The sequence below is a fragment of the Nocardia sp. CA-128927 genome (assembly GCF_050955855.1).
Taxonomy (GTDB): Bacteria; Actinomycetota; Actinomycetes; order Mycobacteriales; family Mycobacteriaceae; genus Nocardia.
Genome location: NZ_CP192087.1, coordinates 2,965,944 through 2,992,458 on the forward strand (window position 1 = coordinate 2,965,944; position 26,515 = coordinate 2,992,458).

Consider the following 26,515-nt stretch of genomic DNA (forward strand, 5'->3'; position numbering starts at 1 on the left):
GGGAGCCACCGTTATGCACGATGACCGTCGGTTGATCGAGGACCGCCTCGGACGAGTTCTCAATGAGCGGATCGTTCCGGCGATCTATCCGGAGTCGGTGCCGTTGACCGCGTCCATCTGGGTCGCGCCCGATGAGCCGGTGCCGGTCGCCGAGGGCTTGGCCGCGCCACGGACGCCCACCCAGTCCGGTGCCCGGTGGGGCGCGCCGTGGGGGACGAGCTGGCTCACGGTCGAGGGGACGGTGCCCGCCGAGTGGGCCGGCAAGACCGTCGAGGCGATCATCGACATCGGATTCGATCCGAACATGACGGGTTTCCAGTGCGAGGGGCTGGTCTATCGGCCGGACGGGTCGCCGGTCAAGGGCTTGCATCCGCGTAGCCAGTGGGTGCGGGTGGCCACTCCGGCGGTCGGCGGCGAGCAGGTGCTGTTGCACGTCGAGGCGGCGTCGAATCCGGTCATTCCCTTCTTCGGGCCGACCGCGCTCGGCGACAAGCTCACCGCCGGTACCGAGCCGCAATACCGGCTCGGCCGAATGGATCTCGTGGTGTTCGACGAGGAGGTCTGGCAGTTGGTGCTGGATCTGGAGGTGCTCGGCGAGCTGATGCACGAGATGCCGGAGGACCCCGCTCGGCGCTACGACATCGTCCGGGCGATCGAGCGCGCGCTCGACGCCATCGATCTGCAGAACGTCAACGCCACCGCCGCGGCCGCGCGTGCGTGTCTGGTCGAGGTCCTGGCCAAACCGGCTATTCCGTCCGCGCACACGGTCTCCGCCGTCGGGCACGCGCACATCGACTCGGCCTGGCTGTGGCCGCTGCGCGAGACGGTGCGCAAGGTCGCGCGGACCACCGCGAACATGACCGCGTTGCTGGCCGAGGAGCCGGAGTTCGTGTTCGCGATGTCCCAGGCCGCGCAATACGACTTCATCAAACGGCACCGGCCCGAGGTCTACGAGAAGGTCAAGAAGGCGGTATCGGAGGGACGGTTCGTGCCGGCCGGTGGCATGTGGGTCGAGGCCGACACGAATATGCCTGGCTCCGAAGCGATGGCGCGCCAGTTCGTACACGGCAAGCGGTTCTTCCTCGAGGAGTTCGGCGTCGAGAACGAGGAGGCGTGGCTGCCCGATACGTTCGGCTTCGCCGCCGGGCTGCCGCAGATCATCAAGGCCGCCGGGTCCAAATGGCTACTGACACAGAAGATCTCCTGGAGTCAGATCAATCAGTTTCCGCACCATACGTTTCTGTGGGAGGGGATCGACGGGACTCGGATCTTCACTCACTTTCCACCGGTCGACACCTATAACTGCTCGATGCAGGGCCGCGAGATCGCGCACGCCGCAAGGAATTTCAAGGAGAAGGGGCGCGCGTCGATGTCGCTGGCGCCGACCGGCTATGGCGACGGCGGCGGTGGGACGACGCGAGAGATGGTGGCGAAAGCCGCCAGGATGAAGAACCTCGAGGGCTCGCCGAAGGTGTTGTGGGACAAGCCTGCCGAGTTCTTTGCCAAAGCCGCGGCAGAGTACGAGAACCCGGCCGTCTGGGTGGGGGAGCTGTATCTGGAGTTACATCGCGCGACGCTGACCAGTCAGGCGAAGACGAAGCAAGGGAACCGGCGCAGCGAGCATCTGTTGCGGGAAGCCGAGTTGTGGGCCGCGACGGCTACGGTGCAGAAGGGTGTTTCGTATCCGTACGCGGAGCTGGATCGGATCTGGAAGACGGTGCTGTTGAACCAGTTTCATGACATCCTGCCGGGCTCGGCGATCGCGTGGGTGTATCGCGAGGCGGAGCAGACGTACGCGGAGGTGGCCGAGGAGCTGACGGCGATCATCGAGCGGTCGCAATGGGCGCTCGGTGGTGAGCAGGCGGGACCGAATGTCTTCAACGCGACACCGCACGCGTGGCGGTCGGTTCCGGCCGGTGCGGCGGCTCCGGAACAGTCGGATGACCCGTGCTCGGTGACCGAGCGCAAGGGTGGCGGATTCGTCCTCGACAACGGCCTTTTGCGCGTCGAAGTGGACGCACGCGGTCTTATTGTATCGATGTTCGACCACGAGCAGCAGCGCGAAACACTGCCGCCGGATTCGGTCGCGAACCTGCTGCAACTGCACCCGGACCTCCCGAACTCGTGGGACGCCTGGGACGTCGACCTCTTCTACCGGAACCGGGTCACCAACCTCACCGAAGCGGACTCTGTTGCCGCAGAACCCGATTCGGGCGGCATCCGGATCGGCCGCTCGTTCGGATCCTCCAAGGTCGAGCAGACACTGACTCTGCGATCACGAGCCCTGGACATCGACACCAGCGTCGACTGGCACGAAACCGAGAAGTTCCTCAAACTCGCCTTCCCCCTGGACATCCACGCCGACCGCTACGCCTCCGAAACCCAATTCGGCCACCTGTACCGCCCCACCCACACCAACACCAGCTGGGAGTACGCGAAGTTCGAAGCCTGCAACCACCGCTTCGTCCACTTCGCCGAACCCGGCTGGGGCGTGGCCCTCGTCAACGACTCCACCTACGGCCACGACGTCACCCGCACCGTCCGCCCCGACGGCGGCACAACCACCACAGTCCGCGCTTCACTCTTGCGCGCACCCCGATTCCCCGACCCCGAAACCGACCACGGCCCACACCATTTCCGACACTCACTCATCCCCGGCGCATCGATCGGCGACGCGGTGCGCGCGGGCTACCGCATCAACCTCACACCGCCGCGACGGAGCGTCGCCGAGCCCGTCGACCCACTGTTCACTATCGACAACGACGCCGTAGTGACCAGCGCCGTCAAACTCGCAGACGACGGCAGCGGTGATGTCGTGCTCCGTGTCTACGAGGCAAACGGTGGCCGAGCCTCGGCCCTGGTGACCGCAGGTTTCGGGATCACCGGCTTCGAGGTCTGCGATCTGCTGGAACGTCCACTACAGGACGACACCTCAGCGATCGCGGAAGGAACGGGGGTTCGCTTGCGGCTGCGGCCTTTCCAGCTCGTCACTATCCGATTCGCCCGTTCCCCTGAACTGCCGCCGGGTGAGCGACCCCATTAGTCGTCATAGCGGCAGATTTCAACGCCATGCCGAGAGCACGTCAGTGGCGGTCCACACCAGATCGACAGTGTCGGTGAGTGCGCTGTCGATATCGGTCAAAGACACTACGACCAATGCTGTTTCGCGTGGTTCGAAGCCTGGAACGTTGCCGACCGCGCGAGTTAGTTCGGCTAGGTCGTGCCGGTCGAAGGGTGTGCCGAGCCATTTGATGGATCCGGCGAAGACAATCCGGTTCGCGACCGGGGAGCGGTCAGCGCCGATGAGATCTATCTCGGGGTTGAAGGTGCGGTTCCACCAGCCACCGACCGTGGTGACGTCTTTCCATGGCAGTGCTCCTGCCAGCGCGCTCAGTTCGAGCGCGTCGCGTACGAGGGGCTCGACTGCTTTGCCGCGCCAGGAGGTCCAGCGCCGGGCGAACAACGCGTAGGCCGCCTCGCCTCGGCCCCGTCGAACCAGATCCTGGACCGAGCGCAAAGTGGCGAGATAGAGCCGGAGGTTGCTGTCGGCGACCCGGTAGAGTGCCGGTTTCCCGGGTTTGACCGATAGTGGCTGGTCTATCGACAGCACCTGTTTTTCTACCGAAAGTCGGTGCAGTAGCGGCGATAATGTCCCAGAAGGTAGTGCTCCGCTGCGGCTGCCTGCTGTGGCGGCGATGGTGGCGTGGGTACGTTCCCCGTTGCCGATCGCTTCGAGTACGCGTCGGGCTTGGTCGGGGGCGGGGAACTCAGCGAGGAGAGTGGACTCGGGTACGCCGAACAATGGTGCGGCGGGGTCGTCGCATTCGCGTCGCACGAACTCGAGCGGTGGCAATCCGTGTGGCCAACTGCGCAAGATACCCGGCAGTCCGCCGGTGATCAGATGCGCGTCGATACTCTCGGCTGGATCGAGTCCAAGAGCGTGACCGACTTCGGCGGGATTGAGCGGTTCGAGGACAAGGTTGTCGGCTCGCCCGTAGAACGGGCGGTCGTAGGCCGTGAGTCGTTCCATCATGTGGATGTCGCTACCCAGCAGTAGCAGCAGGATCGGGCGTTGCTGCAGCAATCGGTCCCACGCCGTTTGTAACGCGCCGTCGAAGACCGTGTCTTGTTCTGCCAGCCAAGGCAATTCGTCGATCACGACCACGGTCGGGGTATCCGCGGCGAGCACAGTCGCGAGCAGTCGGAACGCGTCGGGCCATCCGCCACCGATGCTTTCGGGAAGGGTCTCTGGATCTTGGGCGATCCGGGAACACTTCAACTCCGCCAGGAACATCGCGAGTGACTCGGAGACCGGCATACCTTTGGTAGCGGTGAAGTACAGATACGGTACCTGTGCCGAGTCGCAGAACTCCTGAACCAGCCGCGATTTTCCGACCTGTCGGCGCCCTCTGATCGCAACCGCGGTGCCCCTGCGGGATCCCGCGACGCGCTGAAAGCGAGTCTGCAGAAGTCCCAGCTCGACGCTGCGGCCGACGAACCCTGACGTCACTTGACTCCTTCGGTGGGAAGCATCTATGTAGATAGCATCTACGTAGATTTAATCTACCTTACCCTATTGGATGCGGTAGATCTCGCGTCGGAGTTGGTCTGGAGATCGGTCGTGCATCGCCTGATCAGCGCGGTGGTGCCGAGGAAGACTGGCGCGGGCTCGCTACCGGGCAGGTCGGAGTCTCCCGTAGGTCCTGTGCATCGAAGTAGGTTGCGCAGAGGTGTAGGCGGCGGGCGCCGAGGACCATCCAGGTGCCGAGGATGAGTTGGGTGATGGCGCGCCAGACGTCTTCGAATCGGTCTCGCAGGCGGAGCGCGGTCAGGGTGGCGCGCACTCGGGTTGGGGAGGGTGGGTGGGCGGTGGACAGGAGTAGGCAGGGGGCGCGGTGGGGGATGGATCGGGTGTGGGAGACGGAGGAGCGTAGGTGGTATTGGTCTAGGACTGTTCGGGCGACTGTTCGCATGGCGATCGGTGACAGGCGCCAGGCTGGGCATGGGCGGTTGGCGGCTACGCCGAAGGGGATGTGGTGGGTGTTCTTGGCGCGCTGGGTGGACCAGCGGTCGGGGTCGAAGCGGTCCGGGTCGGTGTGGCCGGTGCGTTCGAAGTCGGGGTAGTTGAAGCACAACACTGTTCCGGTGGGGATCGCGCTGCCGTCGCATAGGTCGATGTCGTCGGTGGTGATTCGGTGTGCGATGCCGAATAGTGGGAACTGGCGCAGTGTTTCGTCCAGTACGTGGTCCAGGTATTGGGTGTTCGGCTCGGCGAGGAGGCGGTCCTGCACGTCCTGGTGCTGGGCGATCGCCAGCAGCAAATGCGCCATGCCTTCGGACATCTGCACGACGGCGGTGTTGAAGAAGGCGCCCTGTAGGTAGTAGGCGCGTTCGCGGCGGCTGAGCAGGCTGGGGAGCTGGTGTGGCACCTCGCCTGCGTCGATTCTGGTGAGCAGGTATCGGGTGAGCCGGTCGCGACGGCGCATGTGGCGCAGACCCGTGCACTTCAGGGAGGTCACCACATCGTCGGCGTTGCCGACGATGAGATCTCTGGCGGCTCGTGGGCAAGGTTCGCGGAAGACCAACTCGTAGAAGAACTCTGCCCAGATCGGCATCATCAGGTCGCGCAGTCGGACGAGGGTGAGCGGGCGGGCCGGGAGTTCGTCGAGTACTCGGCGGGCGCAACGGTCCGCGAGTTGCTCGATCTCGGTGGTGGGCAGGGACAGCACGGCGCGGGTGGTGCGCGCTGCTTCGTCGTAGCGTGGGCCGTCCTCGAGGTGCTCCTGGTGGACTTCGGGTCCGGGTGCGAGCCAGTACCAGAACAGATCCGAGAGTGCCGCTCCTCTACTGCGTCCATTGGCCGCCGGGTGCGAGTACAGCCGCAGGAACTGCTCCGGACCGCCGCGCTCGCCGGGGAGGGTGATCTCGTTGCTGCCGTTGACTTTTGCGAAGATCCACACCCGCAGGGCCACCACCGCCTGTGGCAGCCAGCGGGATACCGCCCATAGCGCGCCCACGGTCGCCAGCACCGGTGTCGGTCTCATCATCGTGCCGCCGCCCCTCGCGCGATGACCATGCCGGGGTCGAGTTCGGACAGTGCGGTTACCCCGCACAGGGTCAACGTGTTCTCGAACTCCGTACGCAGGTTGTCCAGCACCCCGGTGACCCCCTTGTCGCCGCCGACGGCCAAGCCCCACAACACCGGCCGCCCCACGCCGGCCGCCGTGGCGCCAAGTGCCAACGCCAGCACTACATCCGAGCCGCGCCGGACGCCACCGTCGAGGAACACCGGGATCCGTCCGGCCACAGCGGCGGTGATCGCAGGCATGGCGTCCAAGGTTGCGGGCGCGATATCCAGCTGGCGCCCACCATGATTGGACACGAGGATCGCGTCGGCCCCGTGCTCCACCGCCAGCCGCGCGTCCTCGGGGTGCAGGATCCCTTTGAGCACAACGGGAAGCTGTGTCATCGCCCGAAGGCGGTGGAGGTGGTCCCAGGTGAAGTCGGACGACATCTCGATTCGCCGGACCCCGCTTCCGGTCACGCCCGGTAGGCCGCGCATGTTCTCGGCGTACAGGCCCGCAGGCAGGTCGTGGAAGCCGTGGTAGTCGTCGCGGCCCCGGCGGCCGAGCGCGGGGGAGTCGACGGTCACCACCAGTGCCGTGCAACCGGCCCGCTCGGCCCGCCGGACCAGCTCCTCGGTCACCTTCGACTCCGGTTGCAGGTACAGCTGGAACCACACGCGGGCGTCTCGGTCGACTTTCCGTGCGGCGGTGGTGATCTCACCGATGGTCACCGTCGCGGCCATGCTGGCGATCAGGATGAGTCCAGCCGAGGCCACACCTCTGGCGGTGGCCAGCTCGCCCTCCGCGTGGGCCAGCTTGTGAAACGCTGTGGGGGACACGAACACCGGCATGCTGCTCGGATCGCCGAGCAGGTTCGTCGCGCTGGACCGGCGGCTGGTGTCACGTAACACCCTGGGCAGCAACGCAAGTCGTCGAAAGGCCTGCTCGTTGTCCGTCAAGGCGACCTCGTCTCCGGCACCACCGGCGAAGAAGTCGTAGTGCACGGGATCGAGTAGTTCCTTTGCCCGCTGCTCGAGCGCGACCAGCGGGTTGGTCACCGCGTCGGCTCCGGCGCGCGCAGCGTCGTCTCGAGGAACTCGAACAACGGCTTGCGGTGCACCGTCTCGTTCGTCCACTCGTTCTCGAGGTTCTCGGTGATGTGGTGCTCCGCGATTTGCCGGTCGGCACGGTACAGCCGCAGCACGGGGTGCAGGTAGCGGCCGTCGAGGGCGTTGTCGGCGTCGGACTGCGTGATGCGCCGGGCATTGATGTCGAACGGGTCCAGGCGGTCGTGGTCCTTGCCGTACTCCAGGGTGATCACCAGATAGGTGTCCACCTCGCCGAAGAAGTCCGCCGCGATGGCGTCGAGTACGAAATCGACCGGTAGTTCCTCCCAATACCGGGCCGACCCTGCCGCGGTGAGCGTGACGACGTCGCCGAGCACGCCGAACATCTGCCACAACGCGGAGGTCCGGTTCACCCGCGCCAGGATCTCCTCGCCGACCCCTGCGGTCCCGGCCAGGTCGCGGTGCGGCCAGCTCCGACCATGCCGGCGTTGCTCCAGGATCCGGTGCAATGTCCTTGTCCCGTAACGGAACCCGTGGATGAAGCCGCTGGTCGACTTCTTGAAATCGCGTTGTTGAGTGATGGTGCCCGCGAAGTACAGTCCTGGCACATTGGTCGACTCCCACGCCGGGGTCTGTGCCGGGAACCGGTCGTTGATCGCCAGTTCCGGCTTGCATTCCGGCGCGAAAATCGAGGCGTCGAACCGAAATCCGGTTGCCGCGATCACCCGGTCGTAGCGGATGTCCTCGTTGGCCCGGGAGAAGCTCACCGTCACCAGATACGACGAGTCCGACTGCCGCGAGATGTCGACGATGTTGCCGTCCAGGATCGCGTTCTGCGATTTGAGCTGGTAGGTGTCCAGGAAGTTGTTGTTGACCGCGCGCAGATGTCCCACGAAATGGGACTGCCAGGCCAGCCGGATGGAATGCGGACCGGCTACCTGGATGACGGCGGCGTGCTCGATCAGATTGTCGGCGGTCTCGAAGGCCGAGTTGCCTTTGCCGATGATCAGCACCCGCTGGTCGGTGAACTCCGTTGGGTCCACCGACATTTCGCTGTACAGGTCCACTGTCTCGATGCCGGGAATGTCCGGAACGTGGGGCTTCGAGACACCGGTAGCCACGATCAACTGACGCGCGCGCAGCACCTCACCATGCTGATCGACGGCCTCGAACAGATCCGGTCGGCTGATCCGCTCGATCCGCGTGCCGTAGCGGATCGATAAACCTTGTCGCGCAGCGAAATCGCCGAGGTAGCGGACCATATCGTCGGCGGCGGGGAAGAACCGCTGTGAGTATTCCTTGAACAGCGGCCCGTGCAGCAGCGAGTTCCAGTCCATCCGCAGGTTCAACTCGGGATCATCGCTGCCCGTGTGCACCTTGTTGATGGAGATCAGCTTGCGGTGTCGGGGGAATCGGCTGAAGAACGTGCCTGCGGCCTCGCCTGCTTCCACGATCAGATAGTCGCGGCCGGCCTGCTGTAGGTGGTGGCCCATCTGGAGACCGGCCGGGCCTGCGCCGATGATCAGGTAGTCGAGCTCTGACAAGGTCTCCTCCAAATGTCGTGATCTACCGTGGATATAGCTCCAGTAAGGCTTTCTTGTCCGGCTTGCCGCTCGCCGCGATCGGGGCGTCCGCGACCACCGTGTAGGTCTGCGGCACACTCGATTCGCCGAGTTCCGCGCGTACGAGGGCGGACAGTGTGGTCGAGTCCGGTGAGTGTCCTGTGAGGGGGACTATGAAGGCGTGTACGGCCTCGCCGCGGCGGTCATCGGGGGCGCCGACGACATAGGCCTGGTCGACATCCGGATGTCCGGACAGCACTCGTTCGATCGGACCGGCGTACACCGGCAGCGCGTCCACGATGATCACGTCGCGTGCCCGGCCGGTCAGGTAGAGGTAGCCGTCGTCGTCGAGGTAGCCCAGGTCGCGGGTGCGCAGCCAGCCGTCGACGAGCACGTCGGCGGTCTCCGCCGGGTCGCCGAGGTACTCCGACATCATGTAGTCGTTGCGCACGTAGATCTCGTCGTCCCGGATGTCGACCTGCACCCCGGGCAGCGGACGGCCGACCGAGGTGAGCACGCCCGCGCCGATCTCGTGCGGTGTCAGTGTGGTCAGGCCGCCGGTCTCGGTCTGCCCGTACGCCTGGTGCACGACCGGTCCCAGCGCCTGAACCGCCGCCGTCAAGCGGTGCGCGGTCAGTGGCGAGCCCGCGACCACCATGGCGCGCAGGCTGCTGATGTCCGTCGGCGCGGCGCGCAGGTCGTCCAGCATCTGGTAGAGCCGGGGGACGTTCATGATCGTGGCGGTGATTCGCAGCCGCTCGATGACCCCGGGAAACAACGGTGTGCCATCGAGTTCTGGAATCACTGCCGTGCCACCGCCGAGCAGGCACAGCGCGAGGTAATCCTGCACCACCGCGCCCGCCAGCGTGCCGAACAGCAGGTAGCGATCGGCGCAGGCGGCCAGCTCCGCCGTGTCCTGGCTCCACGTCCGTTTGCCCCAGGACCAATGCGCGGACATCGCTCGATAGGTCTGTGCGCAGCCCTTGGGCAGGCCGGTGGTGCCACTGGTGTAGGCCACCCGAGCGATGTCACCCGGTCGCGCCTCGATTGTCAACGGGTTCGCTGGGCCTTGCAGCAAGGCCGCCACCCGCCGATCGTCCAGGACGGCGTCCACGCCATTGCTCAGCACATGGGCCTGCTGTCGCTCACTCAGGACCGGGCCGCACCCCGATCACGCGGCAGCCGAGGGTGTACGCCGCGAGGTACGCGGCCAACGACTCGGCGCTGACGTCCACGGCCATCGCCACGCCAGACCCCGGGCCGAGCCCGGACCCGCGCAGCCCACCGGCGATCGTGCCCATCATCGCGACCAACTCGCCCCGGGTGATCGACCGCGCACCGTGCTCGACCACCACCTTTTCCGGAGCGGCATGCAATGCCTGCACGATCGACTCGGGGAAGCTCACCGGACCGATGATAGTGATTCCGGTCTCGAGATACTTTGAGATTCAACAAGTTTGGCCGCTCCGCCAAACCCTATTCGGGCTCGGCGACCTCGCCCTCCGGCGTGTACATGTTGTCGCGGATCGTTTGACGTGGCGTGATCTCGGTCGGCCGCAGCGGAGCCTGGAACGGCTCGAGTGGGGCCGTGTCGTTCCGCGGCATGGCGTCGGTGCGCAACAGCCTGCTCCGCGGCACCGCGGCGACGGAATCGCGCAGAGTGGGGCTGTATCCCCCGACGGAGCGCTGGACCGAGTCCCGCCTGGTGCGCTGCACCGCCTGCCGGGGCTGCAACGCTGCCTGCTCGTTCTCCTCGAACGTTTTCGCCGAATCCCGGAGGTTCTTCGCGTTGTCCTGGAAGACGCCCACGAGGCTGGACAGTGAGGAGAACGTGCCGTCGCGGTTCTTCTTGTATCCCTTCTCCCCATCGGCGAACTTCTCACCGGCGTGGTCGTCGCCCCACGGCTCGCCTTTGCTCTCGGAGGAGCCCTTCAACGCGTCCAGCACCTTCTTGGCGCGATCGGCGACATCGTCGAATTCGGTTGCGGCGCGGCGCAGTCCTTCGGGTTTGATCTCGACGGGTTTACTCATCGTGCTCCTTCGATCGGTCGGGGTAGCATTTCCGGGTGCTTATTGCTCGGTCGTCCGTCGAATGCCAGCTCTATATGGATCTGCACGCCTGCTCCTGCGGCGAGACGAGTTTCGAAGCCGAACATGTGCTGCGTGAGGACCCGGAGGGGCGCCTGCTCGCCGTGTACGGGGGTAGTTGTGCGCGCTGCGGGCTGCCGCGGCAATTCACGTTCGAGTTGGACGAGGCCATCCCGCCGTCGCCGCCCGCATTCGGCGGACCCACCGCGTCGCGGATCATCTGCCCCGGTGAATTCCTGCTGGTCGCCGAGCAGGCTGCCAAGTCGTTGGCACTGGTCCCGGCGGCCGGTGCCGCGCCGGACCAAGGCGACCGCGACCGCATCGCGGCGGCTACCGCCGTCGAGGCAGTGACCGAAGTCTTGAAGTTCATCCCCGACTCGATGGATGCTGTCCCCGCGGACGCGTTCATCTCGGCCGTCGGCCGCGCCGCTTATGACCGCGAGCCGGGGCGTTTCACCCGTGCGCGGCTCGAAGCGACCGCGAGTGCCTACCGAGACGCGCTGTCGTCCCGGCTCTAGTTCCTGGCTGGTGAAGGTGCTGCGCGTCAAGATGTTTCCGGGACGCGCAGCAGTTGGACACGGTCACCCCACGGAACGATAACGCTGCCGTCCGGGGCGACGGCGCAGCTCGAGATACTGCCGCTGCCGGTGCTGGTTTCGGCGATCAGCCGCCAGTCGCGCGGGTCCCACATGCGCAGCCAATTCCGGCCGGTCGCCTGCACCTCACCGCCACCGACCAGCACCATCGGTCCGGTCGCGGTCTGCGCCCAGGTGATCGCCTCGATGCGGCCGCGGCAGGGGATCGTCGACCGTTCGCGCCGCTCGGCGAGATCCCACAGGCGCAAACCCCCGCCGCCCACCACGACCGCGACCGCGCGTCCATCCAGGACGCCCGCCGCCATCGGTTCGGCCACCGAGTTGCCGGTGAGCACGATGGGTTCGTCGAGACTTTCGCCGGTCCGGATATCCCAGGTCGTGAGCTGTGATTCGGAGTCGTCCGGATCCAGCAACGGCCGTGCGGCGTAGGTCGATCCCGCGACCGCCACGGTGCGATCACCATGTTCGACGACGGCGATCGAGTCGGTGAAGCCGCCATGCCACAGCGAGTGGATGGACTGCCGGGTCGCGATGTCCCACACCTCGACCGATCCGGAGCTGACCGGAACCTCGTACACCGACGAGGTCGCGCCCGCGCCCCGGCCGATCAGCAGCAGTTCGCCCGCTGCGACGAGTGCCGCCGCCCGACCGTACAGTTCGGCGACCGGTTTCCCGAGTGGTTCACCATTGGTCAGGTCCCACGCTTGGACGCGGCCCGCGATGTCGCCGGTCACCGCGATCGGGGTTCCGTCTAGGCGACCGATCGTCAGATTCAGCAGAGTCGAATTCTCTTGCCCGCCCGGCATACTCGACCGGATGAGCGGCGCACCGGACGCCAGGTCCCACGCGGCGAGCGTGGGCCCCGCGACGGCGATCGCGGCCGGTCGCGCGGCAATCTCGGCATAGGCGACGGCCCGCACCCACTCGTTCGGCTCGTCGGCCACCGCCGTCCGCCATACCTCCGCGAAGGCCGCGGTCATGGTTCGCTACCCATCTTGTCCTCCACGCCATCGGTTGTTTCGTTCATGAGAAGGCTCGACCGCCGCCGCGGCGCCACGCTGCATAGTGTGTGGCCTGAATGGCGGAGGCGACGTATCCGCCGTCGAAGTTTCCACCCTCGGGCGGTGCGTCCCGGTTCGAGGCGTTTTGTGCGGCGAAGCCCTTCCCCGGCCGCGACAATGCGTAGCGGGAGTCGTTGGTAGTCCATACGGTCCCGGGATCCGTCGCAGGTAGCGGCGGGACGACTCCGGTTCCGGGCTTGAAGAGTTGACCGCCGGGGAAGAAGCGGGAGGCGGCGCCCGTGACATCGATATCGCGGCCGTCGACGGTGATGCGGTAACCGAGGTACTGGCCGTCGCTGTCGAACAGCATCTGTCCGGACACCGAATCGGGGTCGCGTTTGATCGCGGCGTCCACGAGGTCGGCGACGGCCGGTGGTACCGAATTGCGGGTGCCGAGCGACGCGATGACGCCGTCACCTTCGAATCCCGCGACCTCGAACCGAGTGCCTTGGGGGTCCGACTGTTTCGTGATGCCGGTGATGTCCATGTTTTCGTCGAACGACATCGTCAGTCGGCCGGTTGCGTCGGGGTTGGGCCACGCGCCGTTGATCTGCTGGCTGGCAGCCCTAGGGTTCTTGTGGTCGTAGCCGAGGTCGTGCGTGCCTCGTACTTCTTTCCATTGGGTGTTGTCCGCGAGTCCTGGCGGCGCGTTGCGGCCGATCATGGTGAATTTGGCGTCGGTGCTGAGTTTGAGCATGTTCTCGACGCCGCTGATGCCGGTGCCGCCGGTGCCTGCCACGATCCAGTGCTTGGCGAGATTCGGGTCGACTCCGGCGAGGTTTGCTTCGTCGCCGGAGAGGATCTGGCCGGGGTGGTTGTCGCGCAACGACTTCCAGTTGCTCAGCGAATCCAGCGCGTGGTTGAGGTTGTCGCTCAGTGCGGACCGGTCGACGCCGTTTGTCTTTAGGATGTCCACAGTCTTGCCCGCGGAGGCGGGATCGCGCCAGGACAGTGCCTCGATCTGACCCTTTGCTGCGGTGGCGGCGGGTGTGTTGAGCTTGCCCAATTCCTTTGCGGCCGTGTCGAATGTCCCGTGCATTCCGCCGACGTTGCGGGTGCCGGGGATGATCTCGGGTGGAAAGCCGGTCGCGATGACCGGAATGCCTTGGACTTCCACGGTGAGTGGAGTCGAGCGATCCAGTGGGGTGACGTCGGCGAGCAGCTTCCCGTTCTCCATGCGGAATGTCGCTGTGCCGTCGACCACCGGTCCTCGAGCGGCGATCGTGTCTTCCCAGTAGCGGACCGCGTCGAGCGGTACGCGGGCGTCGGGGCGGCCTTCACCCACGAACTGATACGGGTCGCCGAGTCCGGTCTGGCGGAGATTGCGCAATTGGTCTGCGGTTTGGGCGATTCGGTCGCCGTTGTCGGACTGCCATCGCCCACGATCATCGATCAGCAATGCTTGCGGATCGCGTGCGGCGAGCGCGGCACCGCCGCCTGCCTCGATGATCGACAGCTTCGGGTAGTCGCCGCTCGCGGCCTGCTCGCGCAGATCGGCGAGGGTCGTCACGCTGCGTTCGGCCCGTTGCTGGGTGCTCTGATCGGCGAGTGTCCGCGTCTGTTCCGGGGTGGCTCGTTCTCCGTTGAACGCGATGGGGCGCTCGAAGTCAGGTCGCAATGCGGCCCGGTGCGCGTCGAACGCGGCTTGGTCCTGCCCGGCCTGGCGCTGAATGGAACGCAGTAGTCGCTGGTCATTGGCGGAAAGTTGGTCCTTGTGGCCGCTGGCGTCGTCGAGTAGATGACGCACCTGGTCGCGACCGGTGGAGCCGGACTCGAGGTGATCCAACACCAGTGCCCTGCGTTGCTCGGCGCCCGGTGTGCCATCGCGGAGACCCACATGCTCGACCAGGGCCATCGCTTCGCGGTGCAACTCGTTGTATCGGGTTCGGTCCTCGGGTGTTCGGTCGGCCGGGCCGGGTAGCTGGTCGAGTTGTTCGCCGAGTACGCGGAGTTCTTGGATGCGACCGGTGTCGTGCGGGGTGAGCTGGAGTTGGTCGGTGGGTCCGCCTGGGCGCAGGACGCCTTCGTCGGGACCGAAAGCGTCGAGCTTGTCGACGAGGTAGCGCTTACGGTCGGCCACGATCTCGCCGATCTCGTGGGCCAGGGCACGCGGTACGTGTTTGGTGGAGATCCGGTCGGAGATCTGGATGACGTGCTGGCCCTTGTCGTGATTCAGGATCGAGCGGGCCGCGGTGTCGTCGCCGATGCGCTGGGTTTCCACGCGCACGGTGAAGCTGCGTTGATCGTTGCCGTAGACACCGCTGGTGTCGGTGACGCGGTATTCCCCCTTTGCCGTTGCGATCGGGTCGATCCGCAGACTGCCGTGACCATCGATCGCGCTGTGCACTGCGCTGTCGATTTGGCCGCGGATCTGTTCGACGTGACTGGTGGCTGGTGGTTCGACGTGACCGTGGAATTCGGAGCCCGGCACGGCCGCGGCGGTAATGACATTCGACCCGTCTGCGTCGTTACGCCGCCACGCCGCATAGTGCGTCGCCTGCGTCGCGGAGGCGACATAGCCACCGTCGAAGTTTCCGCCCTCGGGCGGGGCGTCCCGGTTCGAGGCGGTTTGTGCGGCGAAGCCGCGGGCCGGACCCGATAGCGCGTAGCGGGAATCCTGTGTGCTCCATACCGTCCCGGGATTCACCGCTGGCAGCGGTGGGACGTCGCCGGTTCCTGGCTTGAAGAGTTGTCCGCCCGGGAAGAAACGCGAAGCCGCGCCGGTGACGTCGATATCGCGGCCATCGACGGTGATCCGATAACCGAGGTATTGGCCGTCGTTGTCGAAAAGCATTCGCGCGGATACTGAATTCGGGTCGCGTTTGATCGCGGTATCGACCAGGTCGGCGACGGCCGGTGGCACCGAGTTACGGGTGCCGAGCGACGCGATGACACCATCACCTTCGAAACCGGCGACAACAAAACGGGAACCGGGGCGTTCTTCGATGCCGCCGATGTTCATGTTCCGGTCGAATGCCATGGTCAGCCGGCCGGTTGCCTTGGGGTTGGGCCAGTCGCCGTTGATCTTCTCGCTGGCGGCCCGTGGGTTGTTGTGGTCGTAGCCGAGATCGTGCTGGCTACGTACTTCCTTCCACTGCGTGTTGTCGGCGAGTCCAGGCGGCGCGTTGCGGCCGATCATGGTGAACTTCGCGTTGTCGCTGAGTTTGAGCATGTTTTCGACGCCGCTGATCCCGGTGCCGCCGGTGCCGGCCACGATCCATTCACCGGCGAGGTCGGGGTTCACTCCGGCGAGGTTGGCTTCGTCGCCGGAGAGAATCCGGCCGGGGTTGTTGTCGCGCAACGACTTCCAGTTGTCGATCGCACCCAGCGAATCCCGGGTTGCTTGGGACAGCACGGAAGGATCAATACCGTTGGCCGGCAGGATATCCAAGGCCTTGCCCGCCGAGGCCGGATCCCGCCAGGAGAGGGCTTGGATCTGTGCCTTCGCCGCCGCCGCACTGGAGGTGGTGATGTTGCCCAATTCCCTTGCGGCCGTCTCGAATGTCCCGTGCATTCCGCCGATGCCGCGGGCGATGCCGGGGATGATCTCGGGCGGGAAGCCGGTGGCGATGACCGGTACGCCTTGAACATCCACGGTGATCGGCGGGGTGCCGTCGATCGGGGTGATGTCGGCGAGCAGCTTTCCGTTCTCCATCCGGAATGCTGTTCTGCCGTCGACTACCGGACCTCGAGCGGCGATGGTGTCTTCCCAGTAGCGGACCGCGTCGAGCGGTACGCGGGCATCAGGACGTCCTTCACCCACGAACTGATACGGGTCGCCGAGTCCGGTCTGGCGGAGGTTGCGCAATTGGTCTGCGGTTTGGGCGATTCGGTCGCCGTTGTCGGATTGCCATCGTCCGCGATCGTCGATCAGCAATGCTTGCGGATCGCGTGCGGCGAGCGCGGCACCACCGCCCGCTTCGATGACCGAGAGTTTCGGATAGTCGCCCTGCGGTGCGGCTGCTGCTTGTGCGCGCAGGTCGGCGACGGTTTGCGCGCTGCGCTGCGCGCGTTGCTGGGTGCTCTGGTCGGCGAGTGTCCGCGTCTGTTCGGGGGTGGCGCGTTCTCCGTCGAACGCGATGGGGCGCTCGAAGGCGGGCCGCAGGGCGTTCCGATGGGCCTCGAACCTGGCCTGGTCGTCCTTGGCCTGGTCCTGAATGCGTTGCAGGAGTTGCTGATCCTCGGGCGGCAGCCGGTTCGGCTCGCGGCCCGCGTCTTCGAGCAGGTTACGTACGTGCGCGCTGCCGGAGGCGGAGCGGTCGAGCTGGTCGAGTACCAGGGTTCTGCGTTCCTGGGCGCCCGGCGTGCCTTCGCGCAGACCCAAGTGGTCGACCAGCGCCATCGCTTCACCGCGCAGCGCGTTGCGTTCCGGTTGCTGCGTGGCCGGCAGTCGGTCGAGTTCGTCGCCGAGCACCCGTAGTTCTTGGATGCGACCGGCGTCGTGGGGTGTGAGCGCGGGTTCGTCGGTCGGTCCGCCGAGGCGCAGCACACCTTCGTCGGGGCCGAAGGAATCGAGCTTGTCGAGGATATAGCGCTTGCGGTCGGCGACGATTTCGCCGATCTCGTGGGCGAGCGCGCGTGGCACGTGTTTGGTCGAGATCCGGTCGGAGATCTGGATGACGTGCTGGCCCTTGTCGTGGTTCAGGATCGACCGGGCGGCGGTGTCGTCGCCGATACGTTGAGTTTCCACGCGCACGGTGAAGCTGTGCTGGTCTTTGCTGTAGACACCGCTGGTGTCCGTGACGCGATACTCGCCCCGATTCGTATCGATCGGGTCGACCCGCAATCCGCCGTGACCATCGATCGCGCTGTGCACTGCGCTGTCGATTTGGCCGCGGATCTGGTCGACGTGACTGGTGGCCGGTGGTTCGACGTGACCGTGGAATTCCGAACCCGGCACGGCCGCAGCGGTAATGGTGTGCGCTGCGTCGGTACCGTCGATGCGTCGCCATGCCGCATAGTGCGTTGCCTGGGTAGCGGAGGCGACGTATCCACCGTCGAAGTTTCCGCCCTCGGGCGGCGCGTCCCGGTTCGAAGCGGTTTGTGCGGCGAAGCCGGGGCCGGATCGCGCCAGCGCGTAGCGGGAGTCGTTGGTACTCCACACTTTTCCGGGGTTCGACGCGGGCAGCGGTGGGACATCCCCGGTTCCTGGCTTGAAGAGTTGTCCGCCGGGGAAGAAGCGGGAGGCTGCGCCGGTGACGTCGATATCGCGGCCGTCGACGGTGATGCGATAACCGAGGTATTGGCCGTCGTTGTCGAAAAGCATTCGCGCGGATACTGAATTCGGGTCGCGTTTGATCGCGGTGTCCACGAGATCGGCGACGGCGGGCGGTACCGAATTGCGGGTGCCGAGCGAGGCGATCACACCGTCGCCTTCGTGCGGGCCGACGGAGAATCGGGACCCCTGGGGACCGGTGTGTTCTTCGATTCCGGTGATGTTCATGTTCCGGTCGAATGCCATGGTCAGTCGGCCGGTCGCGGTGGGGTTGGGCCAGCTGCCGTCGGGGTTCTGTCTGCTGGCGGCGGTGGGGTTGCCTGCGTCGAAGCCGAGGTCGTGCTGCCCGCGTACTTCTTTCCATTGGGTGTTGTCCGCGAGTCCTGGCGGCGCGTTGCGGCCGATCATGGTGAATTTGGCGTCGGTGCTGAGTTTGAGCATGTTCTCGACGCCGCTGATGCCGGTGCCGCCGGTCCCGGCCACGATCCAGTGCTTGGCGAGGTCGGGGTCGACTCCGGCGAGGTTTGCTTCGTCACCGGACAGGATCTGACCGGGGTGGTTGTCGCGCAACGACTTCCAGTTGCTGAGCGAATCCAGCGCGTGGTTGACGTTCTTGGTCAGAGCGGACCGGTCGATGTTGTTGTCCGACAGGATGTCCGAGACCTTGTCCGCGGAGGCGGGGTCGCGCCAGGACAGCGCTTCGACCTGAGCTTTCGCGGCTGTGGCAGCAGGCGTGTTGAGGTTGCCCAATTCCTTTGCGGCCGTGTCGAATGTGCCGTGCATGCCGCCGACCTCGCGGGTGCCGGGAATGATCTCGGGCGGGAAGCCGGTCGCGATGACCGGGATTCCGTCGACCTCCACGGTGACGTGCGGGCTGCCGTCGATCGGGGTGATGTCGGCGAGCAGCTTCCCGCCTTCCATGCGGAAGGATGCTTTGCCGTCGACCACCGGTCCTTGGGCAGCGATCGAGTCTTCCCAGTAGCGGACCGCATCGAGCGGCACCCGGGCGTCGGGTCGGCCCTCGTCGACGAATTGGTAGGGATCGCCGAGTCCGGTCTGGCGGAGGTTGCGCAATTGGTCTGCGGTTTGGGCGATTCGGTCGCCGTTGTCGGACTGCCAACGTCCACGATCGTCGACCAGAAGTGCTGCCGGATCACGGGCCGCGAGTGCCGCGCCGCCGCCCGCTTCGATGACCGACAGCTTCGGGTAATCGCCCCCTGCGGCCTGCTCGCGCAGACCTGCCAGGGTCTGCACGCTGCGTTTCGTACGTTCGTTGGTGCTCTCGTCGGCGAGCTCCCGAGTTCGCTCCGGGCTGATCTTTCCGCCCTCGTCCGCGATGGGTCGGTCGAAGGCGGGCCGCAGCTCGGCCCGATGCGCATCGAACGCGGCTCGGTCCACTCCGGCCTGGCGCTGAATGGAACGCAGTAGGCGCTGGTCGTTCGAGGAGAGCCGATTTCTGTCGCCACCGGCATCATCGAGTAGATGACGCACCTGATCGCGACCGGTGGGTGAAGACTCGAGGTGCTCGTTGATCAAGGTTCTGCGGTCGCCGGCGCCCGGCGTGCCTTCGCGCAGACCCAGATGCTCGACCAATGCCATGGCTTCGCGGTGCAGCTCGTCGTAGCGGGCTCGGTCGTCGGGTGTTCGGTTGGCCGGGCTGGGGAGCTGGTCGAGTTGTTGGCCGAGTACGCGGAGCTCTTGGATGCGACCGGCGTCGTGCGGGGTGAGCGCGGGCTCGTCGGTCGATTCGCCGGGACGTAGCACGCCTTCGTCGGGGCCGAATGCATCCAGCTTGTCGACGATGTAGCGCTTGCGGTCGGCGACGATCTCGCCGATCTCATGAGCCAGTGCGCGTGGCACGTGCTTGGTCGAGATCCGGTCGGAGATCTGGATGACGTGCTGGCCCTTGTCGTGATTGAGGATCGACCGGGCCGCGGTGTCGTCGCCGATGCGCTGGGTCTCGACCCGCACCTCGAAGCTGTGCTGATCGCTGCCGTAGACACCGCTGGTGTCGGTGACGCGGTACCGTCCCCGGTTCACATCGATCGGATCGACTCGCAGATCACCGTGACCGTCGACCGCACTGCGCAGCGCGCCTTCGACCTGGGCCTGCACCTGATCCACGTGACTGACGGTCGGAGCTTCCACATGACCGTGGAAATCGGAACCCGGCACGGCGGCCGCGGTGATCGGGTTGACCTGGTCGGGCGTGCGGTGCCGACTGCTGCCGTCGGCGGATTCGCCGCTGCGGCCCTGCGGGAGCGGCGCGGGATCTGTTGTGCCGCTGCGTGGTTCGGGTGCTGGACCGAACTCGTTGCCGAAGAGTCGGTGCCCGGTGCCGGACGGCTGCGCAGGCCGCTCGTCTGCGCCGGAATCGCGTCGAGGATGCGGTTGCGAACCGTCGTGCGGAACACGTATGTCTGGACGTAAATCGCCTGTGTGGGAACGAATTTCGGGTCCGCTCGACGGGTGCGCGGTGGCGGTAGGCGTGATGGCGGCGCCCGCGGTGGGCTCCGGACCGTAGAGGCCATGCGCACCGGCACCGCTCATATTGAGCGCGCCGAACTTGGGTAGATGTCGCAGATCGACGGCGATGATGCCGCCGCGGCGTGGGAAGGTGCGATCCGGTGGGTCCACGCGGACCGGGTCGGGAACCCAGTTGCCGCCCGGGGCTTTTCGCTCGGTGGTGCCGTCCGCGTGGGTCCCGAACTGTGTTCCGTCGGATGTTTGCCAGACTCTGCTGCCGTTCGGGACGGAGAACTGGTCCAGTGAGCCGTCCGGGAACTCGACCCGCCGGGTGCCATCGCGGCCCATGCTGTAGGTGGTGCCGTCCGGATCCCGGCGGGACTCGATTCCGTTGGGGCGGATGGTGTAAATGGTGCCATCCCGGTCCTCGCGGGTCTGGACGCCGTTGGAGTCGGTGGTGTAGCCGGGTCCGCCTGGGGCGAGCCGGTATTCGATACCCTTCGCCGGCGGGAACACGAAATTGCGATCCAACGGGTTGTCCAGCAGGATCCTGAGCGGTTGACCGTTGCTGTCGCGTTCGACGGAAATGACCGCGTAGGTGTGGCTGCCGACCAAACCCGGTACCTCGGTGATGTTTTCGTTGTCCTGGCCGAACCGGTGCGTATCGAGTGTCACGGTGGTGCCGCGCTGCAACGCGTAGTCGATGCGCCCGGCGATCGCTGCGCCCGCGACCTCGCCCGGCAGCGTTCTGGCTTCCGGCTTGCCCGAGTTCACCGTATCGAAATAGCTTGTCAGAGCGGCCTTCTCGGTGTCCGCCCCGCTGGGATACCGGTCGTCCAGATAGCTGCGGAAGCCGGCGGGGGTGGCGAGGTCACGGGTCTGCACGAACTGGTTCCATCCGGCGGTCCTGGCCGCGGGGTCGTTCGGATGGGCGGTCAGCAGGTCCTGCCAGGTCGACGCCCGCAGAGCGTCGCCGCGGGCATTCCAGTCGTCGTAGGAATCGGCGATCCGGCGGAGGAATTCGGGGTCGACCCTTGGCGGCGTGTGGTTCGGCAGGCCGGCGCGCGCCCGATCCTGCTGGATGGTCTCCGACACCAGATCGTGCAGGGTGTTGACATCGAATCGGAGCGGGTTCAGCAGGCCGACGTCACCCACGGTGCGGACCGGTTGCGGTCGGAAACCGCCCTCGGGATGGTAGAAGCCCTGACTGAGATGTTCCGCTGCCACGGAGGAAATTCCGAAGTCGGTGAAGCCGTGGTAGCCGTTGCCGTTATTGAATCGTTGAGCGTAGGCCTTCTCTATCATGCTGGCCCACAACGGTTCTCCGGGTTCGTGGCCGACGAAGAACCCGCTGTGCGTGCCCGGCCGGACGTAGATGCTCTTCTCCACGCGCACCCATTCCAGTGCGCCCGCGTCGCGGAATCGGACGCTGACCGTGCCGTCGCCGTGGTCACGCATGGCGACGGCGATCGCCAGCGGGTCGCCTTCGGCGTCCGCCTTCAGGTTGCCGAGCAGGAAGCAGTCGCCCGCATCGCCCTGGCGCACGTCACGAGGGTGGGCGCCGTGCGGTCCGAACATTGGGTCCTGGTGGCGCTGCTCGAGCACCGGCAGCTTCGGCAGCACCGTCTCGGGGGCGGCGACGCGGGTCCACTCGGAACTGGTGGGAAACTTGACCAACCGCCACGGTCCATCGCCGGGTTTCGCCACGATGGTGCCCTCGTACGGCACATCGAACGGAGCCGGGGTGTGATTGATGTTGTCGTAGCCCATGAATCGGACGCCGCCGCGCGCCAGGTTCAACGACAGCGTGCCCGGTTGCCCGGCCGGACCGGGCTGGAACGAGAAACCCCGCGTCATCACTTCGGGAATCTCGACGCGTCCGGTCGGTAGCTGAACCTCGTAGGTCGGCCCGTCGAACACCGAGTCGAAGCGGGTCGCCGGCGCGGAGAACCTGAGCGGTAGCTCATGCGACCGGCCGCTGTCCAAGACGAGGGTGAGTACGTCACCACCGAAGATATCCGTCTGCCTGGGCACCGTGACCGAGACGCCGGGCGTCGGCATCAGCTCTTCACGCCGCTCCGGCGTGAGGTTTTCCCAGCGATCGGCGACGGGCAGTGGCGGCGGCTCGACTCCGGTTCGATCGAACTGGATGCGCGGCGGGTTCTCCACACCGTCGAGTCCGGATTGGAGCTTGGTTCCCAGGTCCTCGCCGAAGTAGGTGTTGGTGGCGGGACCGTGCAGCCCGGCGCGTTGGGGTGCCCCGGTGGGTTGTTGTGCCTGTAGCGGATACGGGTGCGAGTCGCCGTCGAGCGTTGTGCTGCGCCGTGACTCGGGTTCGAAGTTGCCGAAATCATTGTGCCGCTGCGTAATCGGTGCGGCGACGTGGTAGTTGTCGCCGGTCTCGTCGGCGCGAACCAGGATGTGCTCTGGACGGTCCTGCGGGCCGAAGTGCATCATCGTGCCGTCGCGGTTCACCACCACCAGGTGCAGGTCGTGCGCGTCGGCGCCCTCGGAGAGCAGGAAGTCGCCGAGTTGGTTGTTGTGCGGGCCGGGCCGGGACAGCTGTTCGTGCTGTATATCGAACGCCTGCGAGCGTTCCAACTCGAGGTCCTGCCTGTGGAACTCGCGTTCGGTCTCCCAGGCTCGGCGGTCTGGGTGATCTGGGTAGTCGCGCAGGTTGGCGTCGATCCGGGTGATTTCCCGGGCTGCCTCCCGGAAGTCCGGGTCATCGGGGACGAACTTCCCGATCAGATTGTCCTTGCGCTGCCGCAGAGTCTGGACGAATTTCTCGCGGACGCCCTCTGGTCCGGGCCCGAGCTTGCCGCCGGTCGCGTGATCGATCGCCCGGAACAGGCCGTCGCCGCCCGTGGGGAGGCGCTCCAGGCGATGGCCGGGCAGTGCGGCTGCTTGCTGCGGGGTGGGGTCGAAGCGACCCTCTGGCGCGAATTCCAGTCCAGTGCGCGGCTTTTCGCTGATCGACTCCGGGTGCGGGAACTGCTCGGGCGAGATCGAATCCGACGGATGCGGAACCGGCTCGTCGCTCTTCGGCTTCGGGAACTCGTCGGAGCCTCTGGCCGGTCCGAGTGATGCGCCGGGGGTCTTGGACGCGTCCGAATCTTGGGGCGGTTGGTTGGAAGTCGCCGGTTCCCTGCGGGTTTCGATCGACGCGTCGGACTGTTTCGGGGTCGCCAGGTGATCCTGGGGGCCCTGCGCCGATTCGACCGGGCGATACTGCGATTCGGCGGTGACCGTCGACGAGATCGGCGCACGTTGATTGTTCGCGATCGGGTCGGTTCGGACGCCTGCCGTGATCGGCGGGCGGGCGGAGCCGTCGCCGACCGAGGAGATGCTCGGGCGAGGCGACGGTGGCGGCGACTGGACCGGGGTCTTGTCGGTGACCGAGGGTGGGGGAGACGGCGCTTCACTCCGCAATGGCGTCACCGGCGACTGGGTGTTGCCCGGCGTCGCGTTGGTGTTTCCGGTAACCGGTTGTGCGGGCGGTCCTTCCGAGCGGATTGCCGGGTTCGACTGCGTCGAGGACTGTGGCACAAGCGATTCCGCGATGTTCTCAACGTGTGCGGACTGCGGCAGCGGCGAATTCGTGGACGCGTCGGTGAGCGGCTGCTCCACGGACGGGTGCGACTGTGCGGTTGACGTCGTCGAATGATTGGAGTTGCCTTCGAGATTCGACGTTTCCGTGGTGTGGGACTGCGCTGCCGCCTGCGGCACAGGCGAATTCGTGGACTGTGCGTGCACCGACTGCGGCGGCGGTTGCGAGGTACTCGAATTGGGATCGATCCCGGTGCGCGTCGCAGGTTGCTGGGTCGACTGCCCCTCGACGCGCGATGACGCGGCGGGCTGCGGCGCGGGCGCGGTGTCAGTGGACCGCCCTGCGCCGGAGTTCGACTGCGATTGGTTGGTCGACTGTGACTGGTTGGTGGACCTCGTCGAGTTGTTGTTCTGTTGCGAGTTGTTGTTCTGTTGCGCGGCCGAGTTGTTGGTCTCGGTCCTGCCGTTCGTCTCCGAAGTGTTCGGCCGACCGTTTCGGGTCGTCGAATCATTGTGTGTGGCGGTGGAATTCGTGGGCTCCGCACTGGATCGGTCGCTGGTCGAATGCACCGACGGCGAACGGGACGACTGGCCGTTGCCGTCGCCGTCGTCGTGCGAAGAGCTGTGCGTGGATCCGCTATCGCTGTCGTTGACCTCGACGACCCTCGGGTCCGGCCGCTCGTGACTGCCGTCGGCACCGACCGCCGGTGGGGCGGAAAGCCCGGTGTAGCCGCCCTTGGTCATCCCGATCGACTGCGCGTGCCCCGCGACACCGTGGACGCCACCGACCAACCCACCGCCGACGCCACCGAGAATCGCGGCCGGATCGAACTCCCACTGACCCGTGAAGACGCCGTTGGCGACGAGCCCCGCCCCGGCGCCGACCACACCGGCGGGAATGCCCGCGCCGATCGCGATGCCGCCCGCCTTCCACCACGTCATCGAGTCGTGGCCGACCCAATTGCCGAGGCGCTTACCGATCATGCTGCCGACCGGTGCCGCCACCGCGCCCGAGATCCCGCCGACAGCACCCGAGATCACCATCTGTTTGACGTCGAAGCTGTCGCGATGCCCCTTGCCCAGCTGGATGCCCTGGGCCAGGGCGTCCGCGCCCAAACCGATTGCGGCCTGCTCGACTCCGGTGATCGCGGCCAGTTTCCACATCGGCATCTGCGCGAGGCGGGTGGCCCGGTTCGCCAGGAAGGTGACCAGTCGCTGGCCGATGAGCTGGCACACGCCCGCGGCTTCGGCTTCCATGGCGGGCACCGCCCACGCACCCCAGAGCGTGGCCAGCGCGTAGGCGATCTCGGCGGCCAGGATCGCCAGGGTGATGATGATCTGCAGCTTGGCGTACTCGGTCTGGGTGCCGCATTGGCGCACCGAATCGCCCAGTTGCTTCAGCTGTTCGGCCAGCTTGTCGACGGACTGATCGCCGGAGAAGAACTGGTCGAACTGTTTCTTCATCTTGTCGGCGCCGTCGCCGGAATAGCTCACCTGCGCGGTATTACACGCGACGTGCAGGGCCTCGATGAGGTCGTGCAAGTCCTTGGAGGCCGTGTGCCAGTCGTCGCCGAGCGCGAACAGCGCGTCTTCGTCGCCTTTCGGCCAGGACGCACCGGCGAGATAGCTGAGCCACTGCAGGCCCTCGGGCATCTCGATGCTCATCGATCAGCCAGGGCTGTTTCAGTAGTCGTTGTCACGTGCCGACGGGGCCTCGAACGAGGCCCGTTGTGGTTCCGGGACACGGGTTTTGAGATCCGGCAGGCCTGCGACGATCTCGGAGAGGCTGGGCAGCTGCGAACGGGTGCGCTGGATGGGCGCGATCAACTCGTTGGCGCGCCGGGCCACCTCCATCGCGGCGTCCTGGGTGGCCTCGGTGACGGCGTCGGCGATCTCGTCGTAGTCCAATTCGTCGATGTCGTCGGCGAATCGGGTCTCGATCACGACCCCGTCGGCGTTGACGGTGATCTGGACCCGGCCCTTGGCCGCCGTTGCGGTGGCGGTGAGTTCGACCCGCTGGCGCTGCGCCTCGGCAATCGAGCGAATATGCAGATTGACCGTATCGAGCAGATCTGCTAAATCGCCTTTGGCCCGATCGTTGTCCACGTCGAATTCTCCCTGCTGCCCGAAGAAATCGGAACCGGCGATGCCTTCCGCATCGATTCCCCGACGAACGCTACCGCACCTCATCGCCCCGAAAATCCGCGATTATCAAATAATTACGTCGCGCTTATGCCTCGGCTTACGTGTGTATGACTTGGACGGTGTTGAATCCCATTGGGTGACAACTGGGCTCAGCGCGGCGTTGCGCAACGGGCTCGACCTACGATGTGGAGGCTTCTGGTGGCAAACGAACGGCTGAAGGCCGATGCCGCGATGATGATGGAAGCGTTGCACGAACAAATGCTGGGCCTGGCCAAGATTCAACGGGACCGGGCCAGGCTCACCGCCACCGTCACCGCGTGCGACAAGCGAATCACTGTGACCGTCAACGCCGACGGGATTCTCATCGACACCCGGTTCGCCGATGACATCGGCGATCTGACCCACACGGAGATCGCCGAGGCGATGACCGAAGCCGTGCAAGGCGCCGCCAGGAAGGTGCAAGAGCAGGCCCGCCTGCTCATGGAACCGTTGCGCGAGCGCAAGTCTCAGCTGCCGTGCCTGTCCGACCTCATCGAGGACGCGCCCGACCTCGGGTCGATGATGCCGGTGGTACCGCCGGTGTCGGTCGCGCCGCCGAATTCGCCGGAACGGCGCTACCACGACGAGGGCGCCGGGTTCGGTGATGCGCGCAGATTCGAGGGGCGACGGTCGATGGTCAGCGACCACGACGACTGAGGTCG

The 26,515-nt window shown here is 66.1% G+C and carries 13 protein-coding genes; 3 read left to right on the forward strand and 10 right to left on the reverse strand.

Annotation, left to right across the window (positions count from 1 at the left end):
- Nucleotides 1–13 precede the first annotated feature (13 nt).
- Nucleotides 14–3,043, forward strand: coding sequence for an alpha-mannosidase (locus ACQPW1_RS14090; RefSeq protein WP_433663159.1), 3,030 nt, complete (start codon nt 14–16; stop codon nt 3,041–3,043).
- 18 nt (nt 3,044–3,061) lie between these two features.
- Here the strand turns inward: ACQPW1_RS14090 and ACQPW1_RS14095 are convergent, their stop codons facing one another.
- From ACQPW1_RS14095 to ACQPW1_RS14125, 7 genes are all read right to left on the reverse strand, one after another.
- Nucleotides 3,062–4,510, reverse strand: coding sequence for an ATP-binding protein (locus ACQPW1_RS14095; protein WP_433663160.1), 1,449 nt, complete (start codon nt 4,508–4,510; stop codon nt 3,062–3,064).
- A 124-nt stretch (nt 4,511–4,634) separates the two neighbouring features.
- The gene (locus tag ACQPW1_RS14100; RefSeq protein WP_433663161.1) at nt 4,635–6,047 is read right to left on the reverse strand and encodes a cytochrome P450; all 1,413 of its coding nucleotides are present in this window, start codon (nt 6,045–6,047) and stop codon (nt 4,635–4,637) included.
- Complete coding sequence (locus tag ACQPW1_RS14105) at nt 6,044–7,123, reverse strand: alpha-hydroxy acid oxidase (RefSeq protein ID WP_433663162.1); 1,080 nt, start codon at nt 7,121–7,123, stop codon at nt 6,044–6,046. The genes ACQPW1_RS14100 and ACQPW1_RS14105 overlap by 4 nt, the downstream gene beginning before the upstream one ends.
- Complete coding sequence (locus tag ACQPW1_RS14110) at nt 7,120–8,676, reverse strand: NAD(P)-binding domain-containing protein (protein WP_433663163.1); 1,557 nt, start codon at nt 8,674–8,676, stop codon at nt 7,120–7,122. Before ACQPW1_RS14110 ends, ACQPW1_RS14105 begins: the two co-directional genes overlap by 4 nt.
- Nucleotides 8,677–8,698: 22 nt before the next feature.
- Nucleotides 8,699–9,823, reverse strand: a complete 1,125-nt coding sequence (locus ACQPW1_RS14115) for an ANL family adenylate-forming protein (protein WP_433663164.1) — start codon at nt 9,821–9,823, stop codon at nt 8,699–8,701.
- A 16-nt stretch (nt 9,824–9,839) separates the two neighbouring features.
- Nucleotides 9,840–10,100: an AMP-binding protein gene (locus ACQPW1_RS14120; protein WP_433663165.1), complete on the reverse strand. Its 261-nt coding sequence runs from the start codon at nt 10,098–10,100 to the stop codon at nt 9,840–9,842.
- A 70-nt stretch (nt 10,101–10,170) separates the two neighbouring features.
- Nucleotides 10,171–10,725 (reverse strand): type VII secretion target, encoded by a 555-nt coding sequence (locus tag ACQPW1_RS14125; protein ID WP_433663166.1) that lies wholly within the window; start codon nt 10,723–10,725, stop codon nt 10,171–10,173.
- 35 nt (nt 10,726–10,760) lie between these two features.
- On the opposite strand from ACQPW1_RS14125, the gene ACQPW1_RS14130 reads away from it, so the two are divergent.
- Nucleotides 10,761–11,300, forward strand: coding sequence for a hypothetical protein (locus ACQPW1_RS14130; protein ID WP_433663167.1), 540 nt, complete (start codon nt 10,761–10,763; stop codon nt 11,298–11,300).
- Nucleotides 11,301–11,326: 26 nt separating this feature from the next.
- On the opposite strand, the gene ACQPW1_RS14135 is transcribed toward ACQPW1_RS14130, so the two are convergent.
- Genes ACQPW1_RS14135 through ACQPW1_RS14145 form a run of 3 tightly spaced genes read right to left on the reverse strand, consistent with a single transcriptional unit; the run spans nt 11,327 to nt 25,775 of the window.
- Nucleotides 11,327–12,358 carry a hypothetical protein gene (locus ACQPW1_RS14135; protein WP_433663168.1) on the reverse strand — a complete coding sequence of 344 codons (1,032 nt, stop codon included), beginning with the start codon at nt 12,356–12,358 and terminating at the stop codon, nt 11,327–11,329.
- A 43-nt stretch (nt 12,359–12,401) separates the two neighbouring features.
- Nucleotides 12,402–25,334, reverse strand: a complete 12,933-nt coding sequence (locus ACQPW1_RS14140; protein ID WP_433663169.1) for a C2 family cysteine protease — start codon at nt 25,332–25,334, stop codon at nt 12,402–12,404.
- Between the two features lie 18 nt (nt 25,335–25,352).
- Nucleotides 25,353–25,775, reverse strand: coding sequence for a YbaB/EbfC family nucleoid-associated protein (locus ACQPW1_RS14145; protein WP_433663170.1), 423 nt, complete (start codon nt 25,773–25,775; stop codon nt 25,353–25,355).
- 237 nt (nt 25,776–26,012) lie between these two features.
- Here ACQPW1_RS14145 and ACQPW1_RS14150 point away from each other — a divergent pair, with 237 nt between their 5' ends.
- Nucleotides 26,013–26,510: a YbaB/EbfC family nucleoid-associated protein gene (locus ACQPW1_RS14150; RefSeq protein ID WP_433663171.1), complete on the forward strand. Its 498-nt coding sequence runs from the start codon at nt 26,013–26,015 to the stop codon at nt 26,508–26,510.
- Nucleotides 26,511–26,515 lie beyond the last annotated feature (5 nt).

Bases quoted from the DNA above. Each gene is read 5' to 3' on its own strand.
- ACQPW1_RS14100 (WP_433663161.1), bottom strand. From the start codon at position 6,047: ATGATGAGACCGACACCGGTGCTGGCGACCGTGGGCGCGCTATGGGCG.
- ACQPW1_RS14125 (WP_433663166.1), bottom strand. From the start codon at position 10,725: ATGAGTAAACCCGTCGAGATCAAACCCGAAGGACTGCGCCGCGCCGCA.
- ACQPW1_RS14090 (WP_433663159.1), top strand. From the start codon at position 14: ATGCACGATGACCGTCGGTTGATCGAGGACCGCCTCGGACGAGTTCTC.
- ACQPW1_RS14140 (WP_433663169.1), bottom strand. From the start codon at position 25,334: ATGAGCATCGAGATGCCCGAGGGCCTGCAGTGGCTCAGCTATCTCGCC.
- ACQPW1_RS14135 (WP_433663168.1), bottom strand. From the start codon at position 12,358: ATGACCGCGGCCTTCGCGGAGGTATGGCGGACGGCGGTGGCCGACGAG.